Below are 14,930 nucleotides of genomic sequence, written 5' to 3'. Positions count from 1 at the left end.
CCTCGGGGCGTCCGCCTAGGGTCGTGCCATGCCGATCCGGCGCGTGGGGGGAGAGCTCTCCCGGTTCGTCCACGCCACCTTCGTCACGGTGGTGCCGCGCGACCACACCCAGAGCGACGGCGCGTTCGTCCGCCGTCGGTGGGTGGCCGCGGTCACGCTCGTCGTCGGCTCGGTGCTGCTCGGCGTCAGCCTCAACCTGGAGCCGGGCGACCCCCGGTTCTACGCCTGCACCTTCGGCCTGGCGGCGGTGTGGACGGTGGGGGCGTTCGCGTCCGGGCCGCTGCACCTGGGGTGGGCCCACACCCGCCGGGAGGGGCTGGCCCGGCCCGTCGTCCAGCCGCTCTGCGTCGGGCTGGCGGCCGTCGCCGTCTTCCTGCTCGGGTCGCTCGTGGTGGCCCAGGTGCCGTTCCTGCGCGCCCTGGTCGACGAGGTGCTCGACCACGCGCGGTACGCGTCGCTGCCGGTGCTCGTGGTCATCACGCTCGTGAACGGGATCGCCGAGGAGCTGTTCTTCCGCGGCGCCTTCTTCGCCGCAGTCGGGCGCAAGCACGCGGTCGCGCTGTCGGCCGTCGTCTACACCCTGGCCACCGTGGCCACCGGCAACCTGATGCTGGTGTTCGCCGCGGCGCTGCTCGGCGTCGTGCTCGGGCTGCAGAGACGCGTCACCGGTGGTGTGCTGGCACCGATGATCACCCACGTCACCTGGTCGCTGAGCATGCTGCTGGTCCTGCCGTGGGCCATCGGGGCGCTGTCGTGAGCGGCGACGGCCGCCGCGCCCTGGTCACCGGCGCCACCGGGTACGTCGGCGCGCGGCTCGTCCCGCGCCTGCTCGACGACGGCTGGACGGTGCGCGTGCTGACCCGGTCGGCCGACAAGGTGCGGGCCCGCGCCTGGGGCGAGCGGGTCGAGGTGGTCGAGGGCGACGCCACCCACCGCTCCGCGCTCGAGGAGGCCTGCGCCGACGTCGACGTCGCCTACTACCTCCTGCACTCGATGGACGGCGGCGGCTCGTTCGCCGAGCGCGACGCGCAGCTGGCGCAGCGGTTCGGCGTCGCGGCCCAGGTGCAGGACGTCTCGCGCATCGTCTACCTGAGCGGTCTGCACCCCGACGGCGAGGAGCTGAGCGAGCACCTCGCCTCCCGCGTCGAGGTGGGCGACCTGCTGATGGCGAGCGGCGTGCCCACCGCGGTGCTGCAGGCGGCCGTGGTCGTCGGCTCGGGCTCGGCGTCGTTCGAGATGCTGCGGCACCTCACCCACCGGCTGCCCGCGATGGTCGCGCCGAAGTGGCTCGAGAACCGGATCCAGCCGATCGCGGTGCGCGACGTGCTGCACTACCTCGTCGCCGCGGCCGACCTGCCGCCCGAGGTCAACCGCACCTTCGACGTGGGTGGCCCCGAGGTGCTCACCTACCGCCAGATGATCGAGCGCTACGCCGCGCTGGCGGGCCTGCGCCCCCGGTACGTGCAGACGGTGCCCGTCCTGACGCCGCGGCTCGCGTCGCACTGGATCGGGTTCGTGACCCCCGTGCCCACCGGCGTGGCCAAGCCGCTCGTCGGCAGCCTCGTGCACGAGGTCGTCCGCAAGGAGACCGACCTCGACGACCTGGTCGGCGCACCGGCCGGCGGCGCACTGGGTTTCGACGACGCCGTGCGCGCCGCCCTGGTCGGGCAGGGGCAGGACCCCAGGTCGCTGCCCGAGCCCGGCGAGGTCGACCCCGCGCGGCTCACGGCGGCCGACCCCGACTGGGCCGGGTAGGGCTCAGCGCCGCTTCGCGCGGCCAACCGAGCTCGGGGACTTCTTCAGCAGGTTGAGCGTGGCCTTCTCGGCCGGTCCGTGGGTCGCGGGGAAGCCCTCCGGCGTCCCGTCGCCCAGCTTCGTGAGCGCGTGCTCGATCGTGACGCCGTCCTCGAACAGGTCGACCACGCGCGGGTCGACGTACGAGGCGCGGCACACGGCCGGGGTGTTGCCGAGGTACTCCGAGACCTCGCGCATCGCGCGGGCGATCGCGCGCTTGCGCTTGGGCTCGGTGTCGGCGGCGTGGGTCGAGACGGCGAGCGCGACCGCGGCGAGCACCGTGGCGTGCCAGGTGCGGAAGTCCTTGGCGGAGACCTCGCCCGACACCACGTGCTTGACGTACTCGTTGATGTCGTCGCTGGAGATGTCGCGCCAGCGCGAGCCGTCGCGGTAGGCGAGCAGCTTCTCGCCGCCGCTGCGCCGCCGCTTGAGCGTCTCGATGCTGTCGCTGACCGCCTCCTCGGCGAGCGCGACGTACCGCTCCTTGCCCGACTTGGCCGTGTACTCGAAGACGACCTGGCCGTGCTCGAGCCGCACGTGGTCCTTGCTGATCGTCGCCAGCCCGTACGAGCCGTTCTGCTCCGCGTAGGTCTCGCCGCCGATCCGGAAGAACCCGAGGTCGAGCAGCCGGAACGCCGTGGCGAGCGCGCGCTCGCGGGACATGCCCGGCTCGGCGAGGTGCTCCTCGACGACCTTGCGCGCCCGCGGGAGCCGGGCCGCGACCTTGAGCACCCGGTCGTGCTTGGCCTGGTCGCGCTGCACCCGCCACTCCGGGTGGTACAGGTACTGGCGGCGCTCGGCCTCGTCGCTGCCGACGGCCTGGAGGTGCCCGTTGGGCCACTTGCAGATCCACACGTCGGCCCACGCCGGCGGGATCACCAGCGCCTTGACCCGCTCGGTATCGGCGGCGGCCAGCCGGGCACCGAGGTCGTCGAGGTAGACGAAACCCCGGCCCGCGCGCCGGCGCGACCACCCGGGCTGGGACGGGGACGAGCGGCGCAGCCTGACCATGGGCAGATGGTCGCCCCGGCACGGGGTTTCCGCACGTCGGGCCGGGCACACGGAGGGGAGTCGGTGCGCTCCTGCCCCTCGGCGCGGACGGCGGCGCGACGATCTCCCCCGCGGGTGCACAGCCGCTGTCGGTGCCGGGCCCTAGGGTCCCGCCATGGCACCGCCGCCGACGCGCCGCACCACCCAGACGCTGAGCCGCGCGCAGGCACGGCGGGTCACCCTGGCCTCGCAGGGGTTCCTCGACCACCGGCACACGACGCCGACGATGCGCACGCTGCAGCGCACCGTGCAGCGCACCGGCGTGCTGCAGATCGACTCGGTCAACGTGCTGGCCCGCGCGCACCTGATGCCGCTGTTCAGCCGGATGGGCCCGTACGACACCGGGCTGCTGCAGCGGGCCGCCGAGCGGCACCCCCGCCGCCTCGTGGAGTACTGGGCGCACGTCGCGGCGTACATGCCGGTCGACCTGTGGCCGCACATGCAGGGGCGGATGCGCCGCAACCGCGAGCGGTCCGAGCTCTCGCCCCAGCGCCGCGAGCTCGCGGCCGCGCTCGTCGACGAGATCCGCGACCGCGGCGCGGCGACGCCGCGCGACCTCGACGAGGGCCTGCCGAAGAGCAAGGTCGACTGGGGCTGGAACTGGTCCGAGACCCAGCAGGTGCTCGCGTACCTGTTCTTCGTCGGCGACCTCGCGGTGGCGGGCCGCAACGGCGCCTTCGAGCGGCTCTACGACCTGCCCGAGCGGGTGATCCCGGCCGAGGTGCTCGCCGTCCCCACGCCGACGGACGAGGAGGCCGCCCGTGAGCTCACCCGCCGCGCCGCCCGCTCGTTCGGCGTGGCGAGCGTGCGCTGCCTCGCCGACTACTTCCGGATGCCGGTCGCGGCGACGCGGCAGGCGGTCGAGGAGCTGGTCGACGCCGGCGAGCTGCTGCCGGTGGAGGTGGAGGGCTGGCCGCGTCAGGCGTGGCTGCACCGCGACGCGCGGGTGCCCCGCTCGGTGCCGGCGCGCACGCTGCTCAGCCCGTTCGACCCCGTCGTCTGGGAGCGCGACCGCACCGAGCACCTGTTCGACTTCCACTACCGCATCGAGATCTACGTCAAGGAGCACCTGCGGCGGTACGGCTACTACGTGCTGCCGTTCCTGCTGGGCGACCGGCTGGTCGCGCGGGTCGACCTCAAGGCCGACCGCAAGGCGGGCACGCTGGTGGTCAAGGCCGCGTACGCCGAGCCCGGCGCCCCGCCCGACACCGCCGCCGAGCTCGCCGCGCACCTCGGCGAGCTGGCCGGCTGGCTCGCGCTGGAGACCACCCGGGTCGACCCGAAGGGCGACCTCGCGCCGGCCCTGGCCGCGGAGGTCGCCGCCCGCTGACGTCGATCCGGCACGGGCTCGCGCGTCAGCACGGTGACACGACCCGAGCGGAGGAGGACGAGCTGTGACGCAGTACGTGGTGATGTTCCCGGCCGACGACGAGGCCGCGTGGGAGGCGGGCACCGACGCCGACCACCAGCGCGTGTACGACGTGGACGCCCGGTTCCGGCAGCTGCTGGAGGAGCGGGGCGGCCGCGTCACCGGCGGCGCGGCCCTGACGCACAGCAGCGAGGGGTGGACCGTGCGCGGGGCGGACGACGGCGCGCTGGTGACCGAGGGGCCGTACGCCGAGAGCGTCGAGCAGCTGTCGGGGTTCTACCTCGTCACCTGCGACGACCACCGGGCGCTGCTCGAGGCCGCGCAGGTGCTCGTCGCCGCGCACCCGGTGGTGCAGGTCCGTCCGGTGGAGGCGTAGGGGTCAGGTCCGCCGGGCGTCGTCGGGGTGGCGGTCGGTCACGCAGTAGAGCGCGCCGGCCGGGTCGCGCAGCACGGTCCAGCCGCGCCCGCGGACGACGTGCTCGGCGCCGAGACCGAGGTGCCGCTCGACCTCGGCCGGGGGGTCCACGGCGCACAGGTCGAGGTGCGCGCGCACCGGCCCGTCCTCGTCGTCGAGGCGCTGCAGCAGCAGCTGCACCGGCAGCCCGCGCGGCGGGTCGAGGTGCTCGAACTCCCCCGCGAGCGGGAGGTGCCCCCGGTCGACCTCGTCGGTGGGGTCGTCGCGCAGCGTCCAGCCGGTGAGCCCGCGCCAGAACGCGACCTCGGCGTCGTACCGCGCCGACGGGATGTCGAGGCAGACCTGGTCGACCAGGCTCGCGGCGCCCTCGCGCACCTGGCCCGCGCCGGTCTCGTCGGGGTGCCACCGGGTCAGGCAGAACACCAGGCCTCCCGGCGAGGCGCAGACGACGACGTCGTCGAGCTCGTCGAGCACCCGCGCCCCGAGCGCGACCGCCCGGTCGCGGGCCACCGGCAGCGGTTCGACGACGTCGAGGTCGAGGTGCACCCGCGGCGGGCCGTCGTCGAGCCGCTGCGCCTTGACCCAGGCGGCACCGTGCTCGGGCAGCAGCGTCACGAACTGCCCCTGCGGGCCGCGCCGCGGTGACAGGCTCGTGCGGGTGACGCCCTGCCAGAACGCCACGTCGGCGTCGAAGGTCTCGCCGGGCGCGTCGACGAACGCCCACAGCCACCGCACGGTCACCGCGTCCACCCCACGATCGTGCTGCACCGGACGGGAACCCGTCGACCGCTGCGGGCACCCCACGCCCTGACCGCGTACCGACGCGTCGGGGTCGACGCGCCACCGCGCGTCGATCACCGTCCCGGCGGCCTCGACCCCGACGCCGCGGTACGGGTCGGCGGGCGCAGCGCCACGGTCACCGCGACACTGGTCGCCATGTCCACGCCGTCGCCGCGCGAGCCCGGGGTGCGCGAGCGCTGGCGCGAGGTGCTCGAGGGGCCGCTGGGGCCGGACGACGACGAGCACGTCGGCGACCGCGACCTCACCCGCTGGGACACCCGGCCCGGCCGCGCCACCGTGCGGCTCGCGGCCTGGCTGTGGGACCGCGGCGAGCAGGCCTGGGGCTGGGCCACGCCGCGCTGGGCGGTGCTTGTCACCCTGCTCGCCGGGCTCGCCGTCGCCGCGATGATGGCGGGCGGCGCCGGCGAGGTCTACGAGTCGGTCGTCGAGGGCGACGGCATGGCGGGCCTCGACCAGCCGGTGCTCGACGCGGCGATCGGCGTCCGCACCGACACCGCGAACGCGGTGGTCACCGCGTTCACGGACCTCGGTGGCAAGGTCGGCATGCCCGTCCTCGCGTCGGCCGTCGCGCTCGGCCTGGCCGCGCTGTGGCGGTCGTGGACGCCGATCGTGCTGACCGCGGTGACCGGTGCGGGCAGCCTGCTGATGACCAGCGTCGGCAAGGCCGCGGTGGGCCGCGCGCGGCCGCCGCTCGCCGAGGCCGTCCCGCCGTTCGAGTCCTCCTTCTCGTTCCCGAGCGGCCACTCGCTGAACTCGATGGCGATCGCGGGGATCGTCGCCTACCTGCTGGTGCGCCGGCTGCGGCACCGCTGGTCGCGGGCGCTGGCCGTCACCGGCTGCGCGGCCTTCGCGGTGCTGATGGGCCTGTCGAGGGTCTACCTCGGCCACCACTGGCTCACCGACGTCCTGGTCGCCTGGGCGCTCGCGCTCGGCTGGCTGGCCCTGGTGATCACGGGGCACCGGCTGTGGTTGACGATGCGCCGACGCGGCAGCCGATCGGGTGCAGCCGCCTGACCCGGTGCTCGGGGGCGGGGGCCGACGTGCCACGATCGGAGCATGCGTCTGGACCACGTCTCGTACGCCGCCGAGCAGGACGGCCTGCACGCCACCACGGCTCGGCTGGCCGAGGCACTGGGCGTCGAGCCGCTCGACGGCGGCATCCACCCCCGCTTCGGCACCCGCAACATGCTGCTGCCGCTGGAGGGCCTGCAGTACGTCGAGGTCGTCGAGTGCCTCGACCACCCGGCGTCCGACAAGGCGCCCTTCGGCCAGGCGGTGCGGGCCCGGTCCGAGTCCGGCGGCGGCTGGCTCGGCTGGGTGGTCTCGGTCGACGACATCGCCCCGTTCGAGGCGCGGCTCGGCCGTGAGTCGGTGCTCGGCAACCGGCACCGCCCGGACGGCCTCGAGCTCACCTGGAAGCAGCTCGGCGTGAAGGGCCTGTTGTCCGACCCGCAGCTGCCGTTCATGGTGCAGTGGACGATCGACGACGCGATCCGCCCGGGCGCGGACATCGACTCCGACCTCACGATCGCCGGCCTGTGCATCGCCGGCGACCCGCAGCGGGTCACCGACTGGCTCGGCACCGACGTCGCCGAGCCGCTGTCCGGCATCGAGGTCGAGTGGGTGTCGCCCAAGGGCACGCCCGGGCTGATGGCGGTCGACTTCCGCACGGCGGACGGCGTCGTCCGGCTCTGACCCGGCTCAGTGGGTGAGCTTCAGCCCCACGACGCAGCCGACCAGGCCGAGGATGAGCAGGACGCGCAGCAGCGACACCGGCTCGGTGCCGGTCGCCATGCCGTACGCGACGGTGAGCCCGGCGCCGATCGCCACCCACACCGCGTAGGCGGTGCCCACCGGCAGGGTGCGCATCGCGTAGCCGAGACCGACCATGCTGAGCACGACGGCCACGCCGAACACGACGGTGGGGACGGGACGGGTGAAGCCCTCCGAGCGGCCGAGGGCGGTGGCCCACACGGCTTCGAGGACACCCGAGACGACGAGGACGATCCAGGCCACGACGAACCTCCGTGGTCGCCGTCTTGTCGCTGACCGGGTACGGCGCCGCTCGTCCGGGGAGCCGGTCGCCGGCTCCGCGTCCAGGCTCTCAACGCGTCGACGCGGGGGCAAGCCGCGCGGTGGTGACCTCGGTCTCCACCGCGTGAGGCCGTCAGCGCAGGCCGAGCTCGTCGGCGAGCAGGTCGTAGCCGACGAAGGCGACGACGTCGAGCAGCGTGTGCGCCACGACCAGCGGCATCACCCGTCTCCAGCGCAGGTACACCAGGCCGAAGACCACGCCCATCACGACGTTGCCGACGAACGGGCCGAAGCCCTGGTAGAGGTGGTACGAGCCGCGCAGCACAGCGGATGTGACCACGATCGCCGCTGTGCCCCAACGCATCTCGGCGAGCCGCTCGTAGAGGTACCCGACGACGAGCACCTCCTCGAGCACCGCGTTCTTCAGCGCGGCGAGCAGCAGCACCGGCACGGTCCACCAGTGCGCGTTCAGCGCCGACGGCACCACCTCGGCGGTGATGCCGAGCGCCCGGCCGCCGAAGTAGAGCCCGAGCCCGGGGATCCCGATCGCGGCGGCGAGCCCGGCGCCGACGGCGAGGTCGCGCAGCGGTCGGGCGGCGTCGAACCCGATCCGCCGGGTGGCGCGGCGTCCCGGCTCGCTCAGCAGGAACAGCCCGAGGGCGACCGGCACGAGGTCGAAGCCGATACCGAGCAGCTGGTAGGTGAGGTCGAGGTACGGGCGCTGGCTGCGCGAGGGGTTCAGCGTCGCGGTTGCCTGCGAGAGCGGGCCCTGGGTCAGCTTGGCGACCAGCGAGGTCACCGAGTAGACGGCGGACGCGCCGAGCGAGAGCCCCATGACGAGCAGCACCTCGACACCGAGACGCCCCCGGGACGCGGGTGCGGCCGGGGGCGTCTCGGTCGTGGTCACGTGCCCGAGGGTAGGCGCCGGGTCAGCTGTCACCCTCGGCGTCCTGGGAGTCGTCCTGCCCGCCCGGGGCGGGACGGTCGCCGCGCGGGCCGGGACCGGACCGGTCCAGGCCCTCGGTGATCTTCTCGGTCAGCCCGGACGAGATCTCGTCGGCCCGCTCCTGGGTGAGGTCGCCGTCGGCGACCGCGTCGGCCAGCAGCTCCTGCGCCCTCGTCACCAGGGCGCTGACCAGGTCGTCGCGGGCGACGCCCTCGGCGTCGGCCACCTCGCCCAGGGTCTCGCCGTCGCGGAGCCGGTCGCGCAGGACGTCCTCCTCGAGGCCGAGCGTCCCGGCCGCGGTGTCCAGGCCCTCGCGCAGGACGCCGCCGAGGCCGCCCGGACCGCCGCCCGGCCCGTGGCCGTGGCCGGGCCCGCCGGGACCGCGGCCGGGTGCGGCTTCCGCCAGCGTGCTCGCCACCTCGTCGGCCTGCTCCTGGGTGAGGGTGCCGTCGCTGACCAGGCCGGCGAGCTCCTCGGCGATCCGCGAAGTGCGCTCGGCGAGCCGCTCGGCGTCGGTGGGGGCGTCGGCGTCGTCCGGCGCGGTGTCGTCGGGCTCGGCGCTCTCGGTGGCCGACGGGGTGTCCGCGGCGGTGAGGGTCGGGACGGCGACGGCCACGCCACCGAGGGTGGTCAGGGCCAGGGCGCCGCCGGCGGCCAGGGCGATGGTCTTGGTGCGCATGGTGCTGCTCCTCGGTCGGGCCACCCCGTCCGGGTGGTCAGGTACCGAGCATCGGCGCCGAACCTGGCACGAACCTGGGACGCGGCTAGGAGTTCGTCCCCGCCGACCGCGCGAGCGGGAGGTGGTCGACCAGCTCGCTCGCGAGCCCGGTGTAACGGGCCGGCGTCAGCCCGCGCAGCCGGGCGGCGACGTCGTCGGGCAGGCCGAGGCCGTCGACGAACGCGCGCATCGCCGCGCCGTCGACGCGTCGCCCGCGGGTCAGCTCCTTCAGCCGCTCGTAGGGCTGCTCCATGCCGGACGCGCCCGCGACGCCGGCCGCCCGCATCGCCGACTGCACCGCCTCGCCGAGCACCTCCCAGTTGGCGTCGAGGTCGCGCTCCATCGCGGCCGGGTCGGGGTCCAGACCGTCGAGGCCGCGGGAGACGTTGTCGATCGCGAGCAGCGAGTGGCCGAACGCGGTGCCGATGTTGCGCTGCATCGAGGAGTCGGTGAGGTCGCGCTGCAGCCGGCTCGTCACCAGCGTGGACGCCAGCACCTCGAGCAGCGCGCACGAGACCTCGAGGTTGGCCTCGGCGTTCTCGAACCGGATCGGGTTCACCTTGTGCGGCATGGTCGACGAGCCCGTGGACCCGTGCGCGCCGAGCTGCTGGGCGAAGTAGCCGAGCGAGATGTAGGTCCACACGTCGGTGGCGAGGTTGTGCAGCACCCGGTTGAACCGGGCGACGTCGGCGTAGAGCTCGGCCTGCCAGTCGTGCGACTCGATCTGGGTGGTGAGCGGGTTCCAGGTCAGGCCGAGGCCCTCGACGAAGGTGCGCGACACCTGCTGCCAGTCGGCGCCGGGCACGGCGGCCAGGTGCGCGCCGTACGTCCCCGTCGCGCCGTTGAGCTTGCCCAGGTACTCGGCGCCCTCGACCCGGGCGAGCTGGCGGCGCAGCCGGTGCGCGAGCACCGCCAGCTCCTTGCCGAGGGTGGTCGGCGTCGCGGCCTGGCCGTGCGTGCGGGCCAGCATCGGCTGGTCGCGCAGCTCGTGGGCCAACCCGGCGAGCTGGTCGACCAGCGCGTGGGCGCGGGGCAGCCACACCTGCGTCACCGCGCCGCGCACCATCAGGGCGTAGGACAGGTTGTTGACGTCCTCGCTGGTGCAGCAGAAGTGCACGAGCTCGGACGCGGCCTCGCTCGCCGTGGCCGTCAGCCGCCGCTTGACGAAGTACTCGACCGCCTTCACGTCGTGCGCGGTCTCGCGCTCGATCTCGGCCAGCTCGCGCACCTGCTCGGGACCGAAGTCGTCGACGACCCGGCGCAGCCGCTCGCGCTCGCCGTCGAGCAGCCGGTCGGCCCCGGGCACGGTGCCGTGGTCGGTGAGGTGCAGCAGCCACTCGACCTCGACCCGCACCCGCTCGCGGTTCAGCGCGGCCTCGGACAGGTGCTCGACCAGCGGTGCCGTCGCCGGACGGTAGCGGCCGTCGAGCGGGCCGAGGGCGACGCCGGCGTCGGCGAGCGGGGTGGCGGTGGTCTCGGAGGAGGAGGTCACGACCCCCATCGTCCCGCGTCGACCGCGGCGGCGTCGACGTGGGAGGGGGGCAGGGCGTCGTCGCGGCTCCCCGGCGCGCCGAGGAGCAGCACCGCCACGATCACCGCGACCACGGCGAGCGCGAGGCCGACGAACAGCGCCAGGGCGAGGCACCCCAGGGGGCCGGGTCCGCGGTGTCGCACGCCGACGAGCCTCGCAGAACCGCCGCGGCCCCGTCGGGCGCCTGTGGACGACGGCGGGCACGATGGACGGGTGGACGACTCGCGCGAGCCGCGGCTGCGGCAGGACCAGGTGCGCCGGCCCCTGGACGGGCACCTCGACGGGCACCTTGACGGGCACCTCGGCGGGGACGGGCCGCAGGAGCAGGAGCTGTCGGGCGTCGTGGTCGACGGCGTCGAGCACGGCTCGGTCGTGCTGCGCGACGACGACGGCGGCCAGTGGCAGGTCGGGCGCAGCCACGCCGACCTGGTCGGGCGCCGGGTGCGGCTGCGCGGGCGGGTCCGGCAGGACGTGATGACGACCGCCCAGCAGGGCGTCCCGTTCGAGGTGCTGGAGGTGCTCGGCGCCGACGAGGCCGGTGGCGAGCCGCCGCCCGGACCGATGGGGTCCGACCCGCGGGTGTGACGCGGGCCGCGGATCCGACCCCTCACGCTGTTCCGTCGCTAGGTTGGCGCGGGTGAAGGTCGCCGTGCCCGCCGAGACGATCCCGGGTGAGCGGCGCGTCGCCGTCACCCCCGAGACCGTGCAGCTGCTCACCGGCGCGGGCCTGGACGTGGTCGTCCAGTCCGGCGCGGGGCTGCACTGCTCCATCCCCGACCAGGCCTACGCCGACGCCGGCGCCGAGGTGGTCGAGGCGGTCGACGCCGGAGCCGTCGACGTGCTGCTGCACGTGCGGCCGCTGCACCCGCGGCTCCCCGAGCGGCTGAGCCCCGGGACGATCACCGTCGGCCTGGCCTCGCCGTCGACCGAGCTGCCCACCGTCGCCGCGCTCGTGCAGGCGCAGGTCACCTCGTTCGCGCTCGAGCTGGTGCCGCGCATCTCGCGCGCGCAGTCGATGGACGCGCTGACCAGCCAGGCCCTGGTGGCCGGGTACCGCTGCGTGATCGAGGCGGCGTCGCGGCTGCCGCGGTTCCTGCCGCTGTTCATGACGGCTGCGGGCACGGTGCCGCCGGCGTCGGTGCTCGTGCTCGGGGCCGGGGTCGCGGGCCTGCAGGCGATCGCCACCGCGAAGCGGTTGGGCGCCAAGGTGAGTGCCTACGACGTGCGGCCCGCGAGCGCCGACGAGGTGCGCTCGATGGGCGGCACGTTCGTCGACCTCGAGCTCGACGCCATCGAGGGCGCCGGCGGCTACGCGCGGGAGATGACCGCCGACCGGGCCGCGCTGCAGATGGAGCGGCTCGCGCCGTACGTCGCCGCCGCCGACGTCCTCGTGACCACCGCCGCGATCCCCGGGCGGCCGGCGCCGCGCCTGGTGACCCGCGAGATGGTCGCGGCGATGAAGCCGGGGTCGGTCGTGGTCGACCTCGCGGCCGAGAGCGGCGGGAACGTCGAGGGCTCGGTCGCGGGTGAGGACCTCGAGGTGCCCTGCGCCGCAGGAGGTTCGGTGACCCTCGTCGGCATGAAGGACGCCGCGAGCACGATGCCCGTCGACGCGTCGCGGCTCTACGCGAAGAACGTCGCGAACCTGCTGCTGCTGATGACGTCCGACGGGCAGGTCGTGCCCGACCTCGACGACGAGGTGGTGGCCGGTGCGTGCCTGACGCACGCGGGTGCCGTGCGGCACGGCCCCACCGCGGAGCTGCTCGGCACACCACCGGCTGCCGACACCCTGGAGGAGGAGGCCTGATGGACGGCATCGCGCTGCTGACGATCTTCGTGCTCGCCGTGTTCGTCGGCTTCGAGGTGGTCTCGAAGGTGTCGAGCACCCTGCACACGCCGCTGATGTCCGGTGCCAACGCCATCCACGGCATCATCCTGCTCGGCGCCGTGATCGTGGCCGGTCACGCCGACGACCCCTTCACCCTCGTGATCGCCCTGGTGGCGGTGCTGCTCGCGACGCTCAACCTCGTCGGCGGCTTCGTGGTCACCGACCGGATGCTCGAGATGTTCAAGGGCAGAGCGGGTTCGGCGAAGAAGGGCGGCGACGCGTGAACCTGCTGAGTCCCACCTGGACGGCGCTGCTCTACCTCGTCGCGGCGGTCTGCTTCATCCTCGCGCTGCGCGGCCTGGCGTCCCCCCGCACCGCCCGCCGGGGCAACCTGGTCGGCGCGCTCGGCGCCGTCATCGCGATGGTGACGGTGTTCCTGTCGACCGAGATGGACAACGTCGTCGCGATCCTCGTGACGATCCTGGTGGGATCGGCTGTGGCCGTGCCGGTCTCGCGCCGGGTGAAGATGACGTCGATGCCGCAGCTGGTGGCGCTGTTCAACGGCGTCGGCGGCGGCGCGGCCGCGCTCGTCGCGCTGCTCGAGCTCGAGGCGGCCGGCGACAGCGTCGGCGTGCTGCTGGCGGTGGCCTTCACCGTGCTGGTCGGGTCGGTGTCGTTCTCCGGCTCGGTGGTGACCTTCCTCAAGCTGCAGGAGGTCATGACCACGCGGCCGGTGGTGCTGCCCGCGCAGGGGGCCCTGATGGGCGGCTCGGTGCTGGCGTCGCTGGTGCTCGGCGCGCTGCTCGTGGTGACCGGGTCGCCGGTCTGGGCGGTGCTGCTGCTCGTGGCCGGCATCGCGGTCGGCCTGCTGCTCGTGCTGCCGGTCGGCGGCGCCGACGTCCCGATCGTCATCTCGCTGCTGAACGCGTTCACCGGCCTCACCGTCGCGGCGTCCGGCTTCGTCCTCGACAACGTGCTGCTGCTCGTGGCGGGCACGCTCGTCGGCGCCAGCGGCACGATCCTCACCCAGGCGATGGCCTCGGCGATGGGGCGCTCGGTCACCGGCATCCTGTTCGGCGCGCTCAAGGGCGGCTCGACCGCCGGGTCGACCGCGGTGTCCGACCGGCCGGTGCGCTCCTCGTCGGCCGAGGACGTCGCGATCCTGCTCGGGTACGCGCAGTCGGTCGTCGTCGTGCCGGGGTACGGCCTCGCGGTCGCGCAGGCCCAGCACACGATGGCCGAGCTCGCGCAGGCGCTCGAGGCGCGCGGCACCGAGGTCGTCTACGGCATCCACCCGGTGGCCGGACGCATGCCCGGCCACATGAACGTGCTGCTCGCCGAGGCGAACGTGCCGTACGAGGTGCTCGCCGAGATGGACGAGGTGAACCCGCGGTTCCGCACCGCCGACGTCGCCCTCGTCGTGGGTGCGAACGACGTGGTGAACCCGGCGGCGAAGACCTCGCCCGGCTCGCCGATCTACGGGATGCCGATCCTCGACGTGAACGAGGCGCAGCAGGTGGTGTTCCTCAAGCGCTCGATGCGCCCCGGGTTCGCCGGCATCGAGAACGAGCTGCTCTACGAGCCGCAGACCACGCTGCTGTTCGGCGACGCCAAGGACTCGCTCACCAAGGTGCTGGCGGCCGTCAAGGGGCTGTGACCCGCCCGTCCAGCTCGGCGCGGACGTGGGCCAGCAGGCCCGGCACGGCCGCGCGCACCTGGTCGACCGTCGTGGTGAAGCCGGCGTCGTCGCCGTAGTAGGGGTCGGCCACGTCGGTGCCGTCGGCGTCCGGGTCGAACGAGCGCAGCAGCCGGACGCGGTCGGCGCGGTCGCCCGGCACCAGCGCGCGCAGGTCGCGGGCGTGACCGGAGTCGAGCGCGACGACCAGGTCGGTGGTGCCCAGCGCGGCCCGGTCGACCTCGCGGGCGCGGTGCGCGGTGCCGTCGAGCCCGGCCGCCGCGAGGGCGGCCACGGCCCGCGGGTCGGCGCCGTCGCCCTCGTGCCACCCGCCGGTGCCCGCCGAGTCGACGACGACGCGGTCGCCGAGCCCCTCGCGCTCCAGCGCGTCGCGCACGACCACCTCGGCGATCGGCGAGCGGCAGATGTTGCCGGTGCAGACGAAGGTCACCTGGTAGGCGTCGTGCTGCTCCACGTGCGCGCTCCTCGCGTCGTCCACAGGCCCGGTCCCGGACGACTTTTCCACACCCGGCCCCCGTCCCCGACCGGACGGTCGCCGGGCGCACCTAGCGTCCACGGCACGGACGAGGGGTCGGCGACGGGAGGGGGCGCAGGTGGCGGAGGGGTTCGCAGGGGTGGAGGTGCTGGCGGGGGAGGTCGAGGCGCTGGCGGCCAGGGCGCGCGAGCGCGCCGGGCGGGTCGGGGCGGCGAGGCCGCCGGGGTGGCGCGGCCCGGCCTCGGAGCGCGCGGTCACCGCGGCCGACGAGCA

The 14,930-nt window shown here is 74.6% G+C and carries 18 protein-coding genes and 1 riboswitch; of the genes, 10 read left to right on the top strand and 8 right to left on the bottom strand.

The annotated features are described in order from the left end of the window. The first annotated feature begins 28 nt into the window (after positions 1-28). Both ACYVKY_RS17835 and ACYVKY_RS17830 read left to right on the top strand, forming a co-directional pair. Positions 29-757, top strand: coding sequence for a CPBP family intramembrane glutamic endopeptidase (locus ACYVKY_RS17835; protein ID WP_460436327.1), 729 nt, complete (start codon positions 29-31; stop codon positions 755-757). Beyond that, a complete protein-coding gene (locus ACYVKY_RS17830) occupies positions 754-1,755 on the top strand; it encodes a Rossmann-fold NAD(P)-binding domain-containing protein (protein WP_460436326.1) in 1,002 nt (333 codons plus the stop codon). Before ACYVKY_RS17835 ends, ACYVKY_RS17830 begins: the two co-directional genes overlap by 4 nt. Positions 1,756-1,758: 3 nt before the next feature. Here ACYVKY_RS17830 and ACYVKY_RS17825 read toward each other — a convergent pair whose 3' ends face one another. After that, positions 1,759-2,805 carry a DNA topoisomerase IB gene (locus tag ACYVKY_RS17825; RefSeq protein WP_460436325.1) on the bottom strand — a complete coding sequence of 349 codons (1,047 nt, stop codon included), beginning with the start codon at positions 2,803-2,805 and terminating at the stop codon, positions 1,759-1,761. Between the two features lie 154 nt (positions 2,806-2,959). On the opposite strand from ACYVKY_RS17825, the gene ACYVKY_RS17820 reads away from it, so the two are divergent. Further along, positions 2,960-4,174, top strand: a complete 1,215-nt coding sequence (locus ACYVKY_RS17820; RefSeq protein WP_460436324.1) for a winged helix-turn-helix domain-containing protein — start codon at positions 2,960-2,962, stop codon at positions 4,172-4,174. A gap of 64 nt (positions 4,175-4,238) precedes the next feature. Beyond that, complete coding sequence (locus ACYVKY_RS17815; protein ID WP_460436323.1) at positions 4,239-4,589, top strand: YciI family protein; 351 nt, start codon at positions 4,239-4,241, stop codon at positions 4,587-4,589. A gap of 3 nt (positions 4,590-4,592) precedes the next feature. Here the strand turns inward: ACYVKY_RS17815 and ACYVKY_RS17810 are convergent, their stop codons facing one another. After that, positions 4,593-5,378, bottom strand: a complete 786-nt coding sequence (locus tag ACYVKY_RS17810; RefSeq protein ID WP_460436322.1) for a VOC family protein — start codon at positions 5,376-5,378, stop codon at positions 4,593-4,595. Positions 5,379-5,564: 186 nt separating this feature from the next. Between ACYVKY_RS17810 and ACYVKY_RS17805 the strand changes: the two genes are divergently transcribed. Together ACYVKY_RS17805 and ACYVKY_RS17800 are read left to right on the top strand one after the other, a co-directional pair. Next, entirely contained in the window at positions 5,565-6,443 is an 879-nt protein-coding gene (locus tag ACYVKY_RS17805) for a phosphatase PAP2 family protein (protein WP_460436321.1), read from the top strand. A gap of 42 nt (positions 6,444-6,485) precedes the next feature. Next, complete coding sequence (locus ACYVKY_RS17800) at positions 6,486-7,124, top strand: VOC family protein (protein ID WP_460436320.1); 639 nt, start codon at positions 6,486-6,488, stop codon at positions 7,122-7,124. Positions 7,125-7,130: 6 nt separating this feature from the next. Here the strand turns inward: ACYVKY_RS17800 and ACYVKY_RS17795 are convergent, their stop codons facing one another. The 5 genes from ACYVKY_RS17795 to ACYVKY_RS17775 all read right to left on the bottom strand — a co-directional run bounded on the left by ACYVKY_RS17795 (position 7,131) and on the right by ACYVKY_RS17775 (position 10,801). After that, on the bottom strand, positions 7,131-7,445 hold the full coding sequence (locus tag ACYVKY_RS17795) for a DMT family transporter (RefSeq protein ID WP_460436319.1): 315 nt from the start codon (positions 7,443-7,445) through the stop codon (positions 7,131-7,133). 12 nt (positions 7,446-7,457) lie between these two features. Beyond that, positions 7,458-7,523: riboswitch (guanidine-III (ykkC-III) riboswitch) on the bottom strand. A gap of 73 nt (positions 7,524-7,596) precedes the next feature. Beyond that, a complete protein-coding gene (locus ACYVKY_RS17790; RefSeq protein WP_460436346.1) occupies positions 7,597-8,298 on the bottom strand; it encodes a CPBP family intramembrane glutamic endopeptidase in 702 nt (233 codons plus the stop codon). A 94-nt stretch (positions 8,299-8,392) separates the two neighbouring features. Then, positions 8,393-9,088: a hypothetical protein gene (locus tag ACYVKY_RS17785; RefSeq protein WP_460436318.1), complete on the bottom strand. Its 696-nt coding sequence runs from the start codon at positions 9,086-9,088 to the stop codon at positions 8,393-8,395. An 85-nt stretch (positions 9,089-9,173) separates the two neighbouring features. Beyond that, positions 9,174-10,619, bottom strand: a complete 1,446-nt coding sequence (gene purB, locus ACYVKY_RS17780; protein ID WP_460436317.1) for an adenylosuccinate lyase — start codon at positions 10,617-10,619, stop codon at positions 9,174-9,176. Beyond that, positions 10,616-10,801, bottom strand: a complete 186-nt coding sequence (locus ACYVKY_RS17775; protein WP_460436316.1) for a hypothetical protein — start codon at positions 10,799-10,801, stop codon at positions 10,616-10,618. The genes purB and ACYVKY_RS17775 overlap by 4 nt, the downstream gene beginning before the upstream one ends. A 70-nt stretch (positions 10,802-10,871) precedes the next feature. Here ACYVKY_RS17775 and ACYVKY_RS17770 point away from each other — a divergent pair, with 70 nt between their 5' ends. Genes ACYVKY_RS17770 through ACYVKY_RS17755 form a run of 4 tightly spaced genes read left to right on the top strand, consistent with a single transcriptional unit; the run spans position 10,872 to position 14,143 of the window. Next, the gene (locus ACYVKY_RS17770) at positions 10,872-11,243 is read left to right on the top strand and encodes a DUF5818 domain-containing protein (protein WP_460436315.1); all 372 of its coding nucleotides are present in this window, start codon (positions 10,872-10,874) and stop codon (positions 11,241-11,243) included. A 52-nt stretch (positions 11,244-11,295) separates the two neighbouring features. Then, a complete protein-coding gene (locus tag ACYVKY_RS17765) occupies positions 11,296-12,465 on the top strand; it encodes an NAD(P) transhydrogenase subunit alpha (protein ID WP_460436314.1) in 1,170 nt (389 codons plus the stop codon). Then, the gene (locus ACYVKY_RS17760) at positions 12,465-12,770 is read left to right on the top strand and encodes an NAD(P) transhydrogenase subunit alpha part 2 (protein ID WP_460436313.1); all 306 of its coding nucleotides are present in this window, start codon (positions 12,465-12,467) and stop codon (positions 12,768-12,770) included. Before ACYVKY_RS17765 ends, ACYVKY_RS17760 begins: the two co-directional genes overlap by 1 nt. Next, positions 12,767-14,143 (top strand): NAD(P)(+) transhydrogenase (Re/Si-specific) subunit beta, encoded by a 1,377-nt coding sequence (locus ACYVKY_RS17755; protein WP_460436312.1) that lies wholly within the window; start codon positions 12,767-12,769, stop codon positions 14,141-14,143. Before ACYVKY_RS17760 ends, ACYVKY_RS17755 begins: the two co-directional genes overlap by 4 nt. Here ACYVKY_RS17755 and ACYVKY_RS17750 read toward each other — a convergent pair. Continuing rightward, positions 14,130-14,636: a low molecular weight protein-tyrosine-phosphatase gene (locus tag ACYVKY_RS17750; RefSeq protein WP_460436311.1), complete on the bottom strand. Its 507-nt coding sequence runs from the start codon at positions 14,634-14,636 to the stop codon at positions 14,130-14,132. The genes ACYVKY_RS17755 and ACYVKY_RS17750 overlap by 14 nt on opposite strands. Between the last annotated feature and the right edge of the window lie 294 nt (positions 14,637-14,930).

It is taken from the genome of Angustibacter speluncae, assembly GCF_054777815.1.
This window is presented reverse-complemented; position numbering and strand designations above follow the sequence as displayed.